The organism is Mycobacterium nebraskense (assembly GCF_002102255.1).
GTDB classification, from domain to species: Bacteria; Actinomycetota; Actinomycetes; order Mycobacteriales; family Mycobacteriaceae; genus Mycobacterium; species Mycobacterium nebraskense.
This window is the reverse complement of the sequence record NZ_LQPH01000090.1, coordinates 1-13,127: the sequence shown is the minus strand read 5'-3', so window position 1 is coordinate 13,127 and position 13,127 is coordinate 1. Positions and strand designations below refer to the sequence as shown.

The following is a 13,127-nucleotide window of genomic DNA, read 5'->3' as shown; positions in this document are numbered from 1 at the left end:
GGCCAGCACCCCCAACACCGCAATCACCGCCTCCCCCGACCGGTCCACCACCAAGCCCACACAATCCCCCCGACCCACCCCATGCCCAATCAACCACCGCGCCAACCGATTCGACGCCTCATCCACCTCCCGATACGGCCACGACCGCCCCCCACACGACACCGCCACCGCCCCAGGAACACGCTCGACCTGCACCGCAAACAACTCCGGAACCGACCGCCCCGAGACCGCGGGCCGACCCATGACCGCCCAGTTCCCCCACCCGGCCAGGCACACCCGCTCGGACTCGTCGAACACATCGATGGACAGCAACCGCCGCGTGGTATCCGCGGTCAACGCCACCAACACCCGCTCCAAGCGTCCCGCCAGATAGGCGACGTCGAAGCTGGAGAATGGCTCCAACCCGCCTGCCGTGCTGAGGAAAAGCTGGTCACCGTCGGTGGAAAAGATCAAACCGAAGCCACTTACCTGGCCGGAATTGGTGTACGACGCCGAGGCGGTGACACCGCCGAAGGGCAGGGTGAATGCCGACGGGATGAAGTTGACGCTTACCCGCTCGGCCGGCCCTGCCGGGCCGCGAGTCTTGCGCTCCAGCGCTTGCACCGGAAACCGTTGATGCGCAACCGCTTCCCGAATCCGTGCGTCGACGTGTTGGCAGAACTCGGCGACCGTGAGCTCCGGCGAGACCTGCAATACCAGCGGCACCACACCGGCGACCATGCCGGGAAGGGTTTTCGACTCCGGACGCACTCGCCTGTTGACCGGGAAGTCGAGGACCACTTCTGAACCGTCCGCACTCCACCCGCGCACCAACAGCGCGCACGCCGCGGTGATGATCGATGTCTGGGACACGCCCCACACCTGCGACAGCTTGTCGACCCGGCGAAGGATGCCGGAGTCCAACGCGACCGGCGCGCATGGCCACGGATCGCGCTCACCCGCGGCGCGCGGCGCCCGATGCGGGCCTGCATCGTTCGCGGGAAGGTTCTGAACCCAATAGGCCTCGTCGTTCCGGTAATCGCCAGACGCTTCGTACTTCGACTCGCAGTCCACCAAATCCCGCAGTGAGCCGAAGACCGCCGGAGGGACAGGCGCGGCGGAGACGATGGCCGAGTAGACGGAGGCGATGCGGTGACCGACGAGCGCGACACCGGTGCCGTCGAGGATGATGTGATGGCAGCACGCGAACAAGTGAAATTCGTCGGCACGGGTCTGGAAGAGGGCGAATCTGAACAGCGGACCCGTGAACGGCATGGGCGTTCGTTGGATCGATAACGCTATCCGCCGGGCCTCTTCGATGGCACTGCTCGAGCCGCTCAGGTCATGAAAAGCAAGTTCGACGTCCGGGTAGTCGATCGCTTGTTGGAAGACCTGACCGTCCGCCTCGACGAAAGAGACCCTGGCCGGCTCGGCTTCTTCCACCGCCTGGCGGATCGCCCACTTCAGGGCATCACGTTGGACCCTGCCGTCGATCCTGACGAAGAGGCCGATCTGCCACTCAGTGCCGGAGTGGCCCGTCTCCTGCGCAAGCCATATGTCTAGTTGTCCACGCGTAAGCGGAAGTGCCCGGTCACCAAGCTCCATCCAACTTCCCAACCATAGGGTTCACCCTTCAAACCCCCGGTTGACTGCAGCCGCTCGACCGAACCCTCCGCAATACCCGTTCGGTTCCGCTTGATGTAGCGCACACACAAGGCGCGGTCCGTGTTGGCACCGCACGTCGCTGCTCGTCGTCCGACTAAGAAGGCAGGGCTGCTGATGTCGTCATCGAACGGGCCGACGCACACAGTATCTCCGTCAAATTAGTCAACATAAGTGCAACAGTCCGAAAGGTTAATCGACGGTAAGAATGTGCGCTAGGGTTTTGAAAAAGTCCCAGCTCCCTATCAGGACTCCTGTAACCCCGCTCAAAAGATACGAGAAGGATGTTTCAGCCCCCGAAACCGGTTCTGCGGTTCGGGACGGCCCGCCCGGACCGTCCCGAACCGAGTGTGCGTGCTAGAGCAGCCCGAGCAGCTGCAGGTCGGTGACGTATTTGACGATCACCGGCGGCGAGATGTGCGGGATGTCGTTGTCCGTGCCGATCTTGGCTTCCTGCACCGCAGCGCGGAATCGGTCGGTCGGGGCGAAAGATCCGCTGGCCGGCTCCGGCGCCTGCAGCTGGTTGTATCCCGGAACCTGCAACATCTGCAGGACCGAGTGCTTGCGCTGCCGCTCCGGCAAGTCACGCAGCGCGGCCTCGAACCGCTGCAACCACTCGCTGAAGTCATCGATCCGCTCGATCGGGTAACCGGCCTCGATCAACCAGTCGACATACTCGTCGATGCCGATGCCGTCGTCGTGCGGATTCATCACGTGAAACGTCTCGAACCCTTCCATCACCTGGGCGCCCAGCGTGGTGACCGCCTCGGCGACGAACTCCACCGGCAGCGCATCGAAGTGCGCGCGTTGCCGGTTGCCCTCGGCGTCCAGCTGATAGAACGAGCGCGGCGCGATGCCGGTAGCCACCAGGCTCAACACCATCCGGGTGAACATGTCCGACAGGTTGAACTGGCCGGCGTAGCTGACGTCGGACAGGATCATGTCGGATCGGAACACCGAGACCGGAAGGCCGCACAGGTCGTGCGCCTCGCGTAGCAGCACCTCGCCGGCCCACTTGCTGTTGCCGTAGCCGTTGGCGTAGCTACCGTCGATCTTGCGGATCGGGCTGATGACCCGGATGTCGGCGTCCTCGGTGAACGCCGCCGGGTCGATCTGGCGGCCCACATCGGAGGTCGACACATACGCGTACGGCTTCAGCTTGGTCGTCAGCGCCACCCTGATCAGCTCGGCGGTACCCGCGACGTTGGGACCGAACAGCTCGCTGTAGGGCAGTACGCCGTTGACCAGGGCCGCCGAGTCGACGATCAGGTCGACGGTGTCGGCCAGCCGCTGCCACGTCTCCTCGTCGAGCCCGAGGTTCGATGCGCCCTTGTCACCGGCGATGACCTCGAGATGGTCGGCGGCCAGCTCCTGGAAATACCGCAGCAACTGCGGGTCACCGCTGTCGAACGTCTTCTCCAGCCGCTGCCGGGCCTCCTCATCGGAGCCCGCCCGCACCAAACAGATCAGCTTGCCGTCGACCAGCTCCAGCTGCTCGAGCCACTGCAGCGCCAGGTAACGCCCCAGGAAGCCCGTCGCCCCCGTCAAGAGGACCGTGCGCACCTCCGAGCTCGGGCCGGGCAGCGCCGGCGCGGCGCTCAGCGTTGCGGGGTCGATGAACTTGTCCAGCATCAGATCGCTGGCGTAGACCTGGGTGGCGTCACGTCCGTGCACGGACGCGAAGCTGGACCCGCCGCCCTCGGCTTCGTCCACACCGCTGGCATCACGTTCCGCCCGCTGGCCGAGGCCTCGCACCGACGGCGCCTCGAACAAGGTGCGCACCGAGAGGCTGGTGTCGAGGGCGGTGTTGATCTCGGCGATCACCCGCATCGCGGAAAGCGAATCGCCACCGAGGTCGAAGAACGAGTCTTCGACCGAAACCCGTTGCAACCCAAGGACTTCGGCGAAGACGTCGGCCAGGGTCTCTTCCACGGGGGTGGCCGGGGCCCGGTATTCACCACCGGTCTTCTGGTATTCGGGGGCGGGCAGGGCGCGCTTGTCGAGTTTGCCGTTGACGGTCAACGGCAGCGCGTCCAGCACCACCACCGCGACGGGGACCATATAGCCCGGCAGCCGCTCGCCCAACTGGGCCCGGATCACGGCCGGGTCGGCGGTCCCGGTGATGTACCCCACCAGGCGCTTGTCGCCGGGGCGGTCTTCGCGGGCGATCACCGCCGCCTGCTCGACCCCGTCCAGACCGGCCAGGGCCGCCTGGATTTCGCCGAGCTCGATGCGATAGCCGCGGATCTTGACCTGCTCGTCGACACGGCCCAGGTACTGCAGCTGGCCGTCGGCGCCCCAGCGCACCAGGTCGCCGGTGCGATACATGCGCGCACCGGGCGCCCCGAACGGGCACGCCACAAACCGCGAGGCCGTCAGACCCGAGCGGCGCGCATAGCCGCACGCCACACCGCGACCGGCGATGTACAGCTCACCGACGACGCCCTCGGGCGCCGGCCGCAGCCACTTGTCCAGAACGAACAGCGCCGCCCCCGGGACCGGGGAACCGATCGGCGCTCCCGCGTCCGTGCTCAGGGGCGCGCTCATCGCCGCGTACACCGTGCCTTCGGTCGGGCCGTAGGCGTTGATCATCACCCGACCCGGCGCCCACCGCTCCACCACCTCGGGCGGGCAGGCCTCACCGGCCACCACCAGGGCCGTCGAGTCCAGCCCCTCCGGCGAGAGCATCCCCACGGCCGACGGGGTCTGGCTGAGCACGGTGACCTTCTCCGCGACCAGCAGCGCGTGCAGGTCCTTCGGGGAGCCGGCCACCGACTCCGGCACCACGACCAGCCGGCCGCCGTGCAACAGCGCGCCGAAGATCTCGTGGACCGAGACGTCGAATACCAGGGAATGCCACTGCGCCCACACGCCCGGGTCGGGCAGGTCGGCGTGCAGTTTCTGGAGCAGCTGGGTGGCGTTGCGGTGGGTGACCGCGACGCCCTTCGGGACACCGGTGGTGCCGGAGGTGTAAATCAGGTATGCGATGTCGTCAGGCGTCGGCCCCGGCAACGGCGTGGCGAGCTGGGTGTCCAGCGGCGCATCGTTGACATCGATGACCAACAGGTCGGAGCCGTCCAGCCGTGACCGCAAGTCGGCGGTCGTGACCACGGCGACCGGTGTGGCGTCGGCGAGCACGAACTCGACCCGCGCCGCGGGGACCGCCGGGTCGATCGGCAGATAGGCCGCCCCGGTCTTCAGCACCGCCAGGATCGACACGATCGCCTCGGCCGAGCGGGAGAACAGCAGCGCCACGCTCTCACCCGGGCCCGCACCATGATCGGCCAGCAAGTGGGCCAACCGGTTCGCCGCCTCATCGAGCTCTCGATAGGTCATCGAGCGGTCCTCGAACGTGAGCGCCACCGCCTCCGGAGCACGGGCAACCCGCTTGGCGAACAACGCCGGGATCGACGCCGTCGCCCGGACCGGCGCGGTCAACACCGCGCGGTTGCCCCACTCGTCGAGGCGGGCGCGCTCGCCGCCGTCCAACACATCCATCGACGACAGCCGCTGGCTGGAGTCGGCGGTCATGGCTCCCAGCACCCGCTGGAACCGATCGATCATCGACTCGATCCCGGCCGTGTCGAACACGGTGGTGTCGAACTCGACGCGCAGACCCAGTTCACGGCCCGGCAGAGCCATGACCGAAAGCGGGTAGTGGTTGTACTCGCGGTTGGTGACGTCGGTGATCGCCAGCTCGTGGAAGCCCAACGGCACGCTGGTGTCGATCGGGTAGTTCTCGTACAGGAAGAGCGTGTCGAACAGCTGGTCGTGGCCGGTGATCCGGTGAATCTCGTTCAGCGCCAGGTGCTCGTGCTCGATCGTGTCGTTGTGGGCACGCTGAAGCTGTTGCAGCAGCTCGGCCACGGTGGTTGCCGCGTTGACGTGGGCGCGCACCGGCACCGTGTTGATCAACAAGCCCACCATCGACTCGGCGCCGACCAGATCGGCCGGCCGGCCGGAGACCGCGGTGCCGAAGGCCACGTCATGCTGGCCGGTCAGCCACATCAGCAGCTGCCCCCAGGCCGCCTGCAGCACGGTGTTGATCGTGGTGTGGCACGAGCGGGCGAGCTCGCCCAGCGCCCGGGTGGTCTCCGCGGGCAGCCGATACGACTCAACGCCTCGCCGTCCGAGGCCCAACCGGGCCGGCGGGCCAACCAAGGTGGGCTCCTCGAAGCCGGCCAGCACCTCGGCCCACGCGGCGCGGGCGGCCGTGCGGTCCTGGGCAGCGAGCCAGGTCAGGTAGCTGCGGTAGGACGCGGGCGCGGGCAACCGCTCCCCGTAGTAGCTGGTGAGGATCTCGCGCAGCAGGATCGGCAGCGACCACCCATCCATCACGATGTGGTGGTTGGTGAGCACGAACCGGTGCCGGTTGTCGGCGGTGCGGATCAGCGCGGCCCGGAAGGCCGGCCGGTTGGCGAGGTCGCTGACCGCCGCGCGCTCGGCGGCGCAGAGCTGTTCGATCTTGTCCTCGGGGTCCAGGTCTTCCGCGCCGAGCTGGATGTACCGCCACGCCATCCCCGGATCGGTCGGAATGACCTGCACCGGCTGGCCGAACTGCGGGCAGAATCGGGCCGCCAGGTTCGGATGACGATTGACGACGGTGTGGACGGCCTCGCGCAACCGGTGCGGGTCGAGGTCACCGGTGACGGTGATGCCGAGCTGCACCGCATACACGTCGTCGCCGGGGTCGTGCGCAAAGCTGGCGTGGAAGAGCAGTCCCTGCTGCAGCGGAGTCAACGGCAAGACGTCGTCGACCTCGTATTGCTGGCAGAGGTCGTCGAGCTGCTGCTGGTTGAGTCGAGCCGGGGCGATGTCCGACGGGGTCAGCCCGCCACCACCGCTGCGCACGTGCGCGCAGATTCCGGCCAGGGCCTCGAACCACAACTGGCTCAACCGGCTGACCTGCTCGTGGTCCAGCGCCGAGGGCGCCCACGTCCAGTTGGCCTGCAAGTGCGGGCCGGCCTCGGTGTCCATGGTCCCGGCGTTGAGGTCGACGGTGTGCATCAACGGCATGGGCAGCGCCGCACTGGCGGCGCCCGTGAACGACAGGCTGTCCTGGCTGATCCGCCACATCTCGCCGGGGAGATCCGCCGCCGCACCCAGTCGTCCCAGGTAGTTGAAGCCGATCACCGGCTCCGACCCCTCCAGGTCGACCTCGGTGTTCATGTACCGCAGCAACCCGTAGGTCAGCGGGTCGGGGAGCGCGCGCAGCTGTTCTTTGGCCTTCTTGACCAGCACCCCGAGTGCGCGGTCGCCGGCCATCACCTGCGCCCAGTCCAGTTCGCCCACGGTCAGCGCGACCGGGTACTTGGTGGTGAACCATCCCACGGTGCGCGACAGGTCGACGTGCGAGCCCAGCTCCTCGTGACGGCCGTGGCCCTCCACGTCGATGCCGATCGGCGCGCCGGTGCCCACGAACCGCGCCCAGGCCAACCCGAACGCGATCAACAGGATGTCTTGCACCCCGGCGTGGAACGCCGCGGGCACTTCGCCCAGCAGCAACCGGGTGGTGTCGACATCCAGCGACACCGACAGCTGCTTGGCCGTCTCATAGGTGTCGACTTCGGGGCGCACCGCCGGCAACAGCGCCGGGGTCGCCGCGACCTGCCGCCACGCCTCGGCCTGTTCGACGACCTCGGGTCGCTGGGCGTGCTCCTCCAGCATTGCGGACCACCGGGCGAACGACGTTCCGCCCGTCGGCAACGCCACCGGCTGGCCGCTGTGGTGCTGGGCCCAGGCAATGTTCAAGTCTTCCAACAGGATTCGCCACGACACCCCGTCGACGGCCAGGTGGTGAATGATCAACGCCAACTGGGCCGTGGATTCCGCCCACACTGCGCGGAGCATGGTGCCCGCCGCGGGATTCAGCTGCGAGCGCGCCGCCACCAGCGTCGCGTCGGACAACGCGTCGACGGTGTCCATGCAGGCGCCGGCATCGACCGCGCCGACCTCGGGCACCTGCATCGACCAGCCGCCGGCGCCGTCGTCGTCGACCCGCAGCCGCAGCGTGGCGTGCCGATCCAGCAGCGACTGCAGAACCACCTGCACGTCATCGCTCGTGACACCCGCCGGGGCCTGCACCACCATGGTCTGGTTGAACTGGTCGGTCGGGCCGTCGACTTGCTGCAGCCAGCGCATGATCGGGGTCCCGACCACCGGGCCGGTGCCCTCGTCGACGACGTCGTCGTCGGAAGCCACCCCAGCCACCCGGGCCAGCCGGGCCACCGTCTGCTCGACGAAAACGTCGCGCGGGCGGCACACCACGCCGGCCGCGCGGGCGCGAGCGACGACCTGCATCGACAAAATGCTGTCGCCGCCGAGGTCGAAGAACGAGTCGTCGACGCCCACCCGCTCCAGGCCGAGGACCTGGGCGTAGATCGCGGTCAGCGTTTCTTCGACGGCCGTCGTCGGCGCGCGGTATTCACCGCTCGTCTTGTGGTACTCCGGGGCGGGCAGAGCGCGTTTGTCGAGTTTGCCGTTGACGGTCAAGGGCAGCGCGTCCAGCACGACCACCGCGGCGGGCACCATGTAGCTGGGCAGCCGCTCGCCGAGCTGGGTGCGGATCTCAGCAGGGTCTGCGGTCCCGGTGATGTAGCCGACCAGGCGCTTGTCGCCGGGCCGATCCTCGCGGGCGATCACCGCCGCCTGCTCCACGCCGTCCAGCCCCGCAAGCGCCGTCTGGATTTCGCCGAGCTCGATGCGATATCCGCGGATCTTGACCTGCTCGTCGGCGCGACCGAGGTACTGCAGCTGGCCGTCGATGCCCCAGCGCACCAGGTCGCCGGTGCGATACATCCGCGTCCCCGGTGCCCCGAACGGGCACGCCACGAAGCGCGACGCCGTCAAGCCCGCCCGGCGCACATACCCGGAGGCCACACCGCGACCGGCGATGTACAGCTCACCGACGACGCCTTCCGGCGCCGGGCGCAACCACTTGTCGAGCACGAACAGCGCCGCCCCCGGCACGGGCGAGCCGATCGGCGGCGCCCCGGACTCGGCCTTCAGGGGCGCACTCATCGATGCGTACACGGTGCCTTCGGTCGGGCCGTAGGCGTTGATCATCACCCGACGCGGCGCCCACCGGTCGACCACCTCGGACGGGCAGGCCTCGCCCGCCACGATGAGCGCCGTCGAACCCAGCCCGTCCGGCGAGAGCATCCCCACCGCCGACGGGGTCTGGCACAACACGGTGACCTTCTCCGCGACCAGCAACGCGTGCAGGTCGTCCGGCGATCCGGCCACCGACTCGGGAACCACGACCAGGCGCCCGCCGTGCAACAGCGGACCCCAGATCTCCCACACCGACACGTCGAAGACCAACGAATGCCACTGCGACCAGGTACCCGCCTTCGGCAGGTCCGCGGGCAGCGACTTGAGCAGCTGGGTGACGTTCTGGTGCGTGACCGCCACCCCCTTCGGGGTTCCGGTCGTGCCCGAGGTGTAGATCATGTACGCGATGTCCTCGGGGGCCGGCCCAGGCCACCCCGAGCTGGGCTGTTCCTGCACCGCGGGGTCGTCGACGTCGACGACCAGCAAGTCGAACTCGTCCAGCCGCGCCCGCAACTCGGCCGTCGTGACCGCGGCGACCGGCGCCGCATCGCCGAGCATGAACTCCATCCGCGCCGCCGGAACCGCCGGGTCGATCGGCAGATAGGCCGCCCCCGTCTTGAGCACCGCGAGGATCGAAACAATCGCCTCGGCCGACCGCGGCAGCAGCAGCGCCACACACTCACCCGGGCGCGCCCCGTGATCGGCCAGTAGGTGCGCGAGCCGGTTCGCAGCCTCGTCGAGTTCGTGATAGGTCAGCGAGCGGCCCGCGAACGTCAGCGCCGGAGCTTCGGGAACACGCGCGACCTGCTTCGCGAACAACGCCGGAATCGAGACAGCCCCCGTCACCGGCGCGGTCAGCACCGCCCGGTTACCCCACTCGTCGAGGCGGTCGTGCTCGCCGCCATCCAGCAAGTCGATCGACAACAATCGCCGCCCTGCACCGACGGTCATGCCTGCTCCTCCACATCTGCGGTCATGGCTTCCAGCACGCGCCGAAACCGCTCGATCAACCTCTCGATTCTGCCCGTGTCGAAGACTTCTGTATCGAATTCGACGCGAAGACCCAGTTCGTGACCGGGCACGGCTTGCACCGACAGCGGGTAGTGGTTGTATTCCCGGTTTGTGAAGCCCTCAATAGCCAGCTCGTCGACGGCCGAGAGCGCGGCGGTGTCGATCGGATAGTTCTCGTACACGAACATGGTGTCGAATAATTGGTCGTGTCCCGTTACACGATGGATCTCATTCAGTGCCAAATGCTGGTGCTCGAGCGTGTCGTTATAGGCGCTTTGCAGCTGATTTAGCAGGTCGGCGATGGTGGTTTCGGCGCCGATCGTGGCCCGCACCGGCACCGTGTTGATGAGCAAGCCCACCATCTGCTCCGCGCCGGCCAACTCGGTCGGCCGTCCCGAGACCGCTGTGCCGAACGTCACATCGTGCTGACCGGTCAGCCACATCAGCAGCTGCGCCCAGGCCGCCTGCAGCACGGTGCTGACGGTCGTGTGGCACGAGCGGGCCAGCTCGCCCAGCGCCCGCGTGGTTTCCGCCGAAACATGGAACGAGGAGACGCCACGCGGCCCGAGGCTCATCCGGCCGGGCGGACCGACCAATGTGGGGGTGTCGAATCCGGCCAGGACCCGCCGCCACGCCGCCTGGGCGGCGCCGCGATCCTGCTCGGCCAGCCAGGCGACGAACTTGCGGTACGGCACCGGCGGGGGCAACTGCACCCCGTAGTAGGCGGCGAATATCTCCTGCAGCAGGATCGGCTTCGACCAGCCATCGAGCACGATGTGGTGGTTGGTCAGCACGAATCGGTGCCGGTTGTCGGCGGTGCGGATCAGCGCGGCCCGGAACGGCGGACGGTCGGCCAGGTCGCACACCGCGGCGCGCTCGGCGGCGCAGAGCTGCTGGATCTGCTCTTCGGGTTCGAGGTCTTGGGTGTCGAGTTCGACGTACCGCCACGACAGCGCGGGTTCGGCCGACAGGACCTGGACGGGCTCGCCGAAGTCTTCGAGGAAGTGCGCGACCACGTTGGGATGCCGCTTGATCACGGTGTGCACCGCGTCGCTCAACCGGTGCGGGTCGAGCGCACCGCTCACGCTGATGTCGAGCTGCACCGCGTAGAGGTCGTCGCTACCGTGCGCGCTGCCGGTGTGGAACAGCAGTCCCTGCTGCAGCGGGGTCAACGGCAACACGTCGGCGATCGGGAAGCGCTGGCACAGCTCGTCGATGTCCCGCTGGGTCAACCGAGCCGGCGCGAGGTCCGACGGCGTCAGGCCACCCCCACCGCTGCGGACGTGGCTGCAGATGCCGCTCAGGGCGTCGAACCACAATTCGCTCAGCCGGCCGACCTGGACCTCGTCGAGCGCCGAGCGCGCCCAGGTCCAGTTGGCCTGCAGAAGCGGACCGCCGGCGGTGTCCAGGGTGGCGGCGTTGAGCTCGACGGTGTGCGGCAATGGCATGGGCACCGCCGTCGCCGCGCCGGCCGACGCCAGGCTGTCCTGGTCGAGCCGCCACAGTTCGCTGGATAGCTCGGCCGCGCCGCCCAGCCGCCCGAGGTAGTTGAACCCGATCACCGGGTCCGACGCGTCCAGGTCGACGTCGGGATTCAGGTAGCGCAGCAGCCCGTAGGTCAGCGCGTCCGGCAGGGCGCGCAGCTGTTCTTTGGCGTCCTTGACCAGCGCCCCCAGCTGGGCCTCACCGGCGACGACCTGTCCCCAGGACAATCCGCCGACCGTCAACGCGACGGGGTATTTGGTGGTGAACCAGCCCACCGTGCGGGACAGGTCCACGTGCGGGCCCAGCTCCTCGTGGCGGCCGTGGCCCTCGACGTCGACAGCGATCGGCGCGCCGGTGCCGACGAACTGCGCCCAGGCCAACCCGAAGGCGATCAACAGGATGTCTTGCACCCCGGCGTGGAACGCCGCGGGCACCTCGCCCAGCAACAATCGGGTGGTGTCGGCGTCCAGCGACACCGACAGCTGTCCCGCACTGACGTAGGTGTCGATGTCGGGCCGCACCGCCGGCAACGGCGCCGGCGTCGATGCGACCTGCCGCCACGCCTCGGCCTGGTCGACGACTTCCTGGCGGCGCGCGTGCTCCGCCAGCAGCGACGACCACCGGGCGAACGACATGCCGCCCACCGGCAAGGCGACCGGCTGCCCGCTGTGATGCTGGGCCCAGGCGATGTTCAAGTCTTCCAACAGGATTCGCCACGACACGCCGTCAACGGCCAGGTGGTGAATGATCAACGCCAGCTGGCCCGTGGAGGGCACCCACACCGCGCGCAGCATCGCACCGCTGGCCGGGTTGAGCTGCGAGCGCGCCGCCGCCAGCGCCTCATCGGACAGCGTCTCGACGGTGTGCACGCACCCGCCGGCATCCACGACGCCGACCTCGGGCACCCGCAGCGACCAGTCCCCCGCGCCGTCGTCGTCGACCCGCAGCCGCAGCATGGCGTGCCGATCCAGCAAAGCCTGCAGGACCACCACCACGTCGGCCTCGCTCACCCCCGCCGGGGCCTGCACCACCATGGTCTGGTTGAACTGCTCGATCGGACCGTCGACGCTCTGCAGCCAGCGCATGATCGGGGTCGCGACCACCGCTCCGATGCCCTCGTCGACCACATCGTCGTCGGAGGCCACGCCGGCCACCCGGGCCAGCCGGGCCACCGTCTGCTCGACGAAGATGTCGCGCGGGCGGCACACCACACCGGCGGCGCGGGCGCGGGCGACGACCTGCATCGACAAAATGCTGTCGCCGCCGAGGTCGAAGAACGAGGCGTCGACCCCGACGCGCTCCACGCCCAACACCTGGGCATAGATGCCGGCCAGAATCTCCTCGACGGCCGTGCTCGGCGCGCGGTACTGCTCGGCGTCCTGGTATTCCGGTGCGGGCAGGGCGCGGGTGTCCAGTTTGCCGTTGACCGTCAACGGCAGCGCCTCGAGCGCCACCACCGCGGTGGGCACCATGTAGCTCGGCAGCCGCTCGCCGAGCTGGTTGCGGATCTCGGCCGGGTCGGCCGTTCCGGTCACGTAACCCACCAGCCGCTTGTCGCCGGGGCGGTCCTCGCGGGCGATCACCGCCGCTTCGTTGACGCCGTCCAGCGCCGCCAGGGCGGCATGCACTTCGCCGAGTTCGATGCGGTACCCGCGGATCTTGACCTGCTCGTCGGCCCGCCCCATGTACTGCAGCTGGCCGTCGGCACCCCAGCGCACCAGATCCCCGGTGCGATACATCCGCGCCCCGGACCCACCGAACGGACACGCCACAAACCGCGTCGCCGACAACCCCGCACGACCCACATAGCCATACGCAAGACCGCGGCCGGCCACATACAACTCACCGACCACCCCCTCGGGCACCGGCCGCAACCACCCATCCAAAACGAAGAAACCCAGATGGGCCAACGGCACACCGATCGGACTGGCGTTGCT

At 68.5% G+C, this 13,127-nt stretch carries 3 protein-coding genes; all 3 read right to left on the bottom strand.

What is annotated here, in order from left to right; all coding sequences use genetic code 11:
• The coding region (locus AWC17_RS10065; RefSeq protein ID WP_141224569.1) for a condensation domain-containing protein at positions 1–1,584 on the bottom strand (1,584 nt) is incomplete at its 3' end.
• Between the two features lie 414 nt (positions 1,585–1,998).
• Positions 1,999–9,645, bottom strand: coding sequence for an amino acid adenylation domain-containing protein (locus AWC17_RS10060; protein WP_046184719.1), 7,647 nt, complete (start codon positions 9,643–9,645; stop codon positions 1,999–2,001).
• A partial coding sequence (locus AWC17_RS10055) for a condensation domain-containing protein (protein ID WP_141224568.1) occupies positions 9,642–13,127 on the bottom strand: 3,486 nt, incomplete at its 5' end. The genes AWC17_RS10055 and AWC17_RS10060, both read right to left, overlap by 4 nt.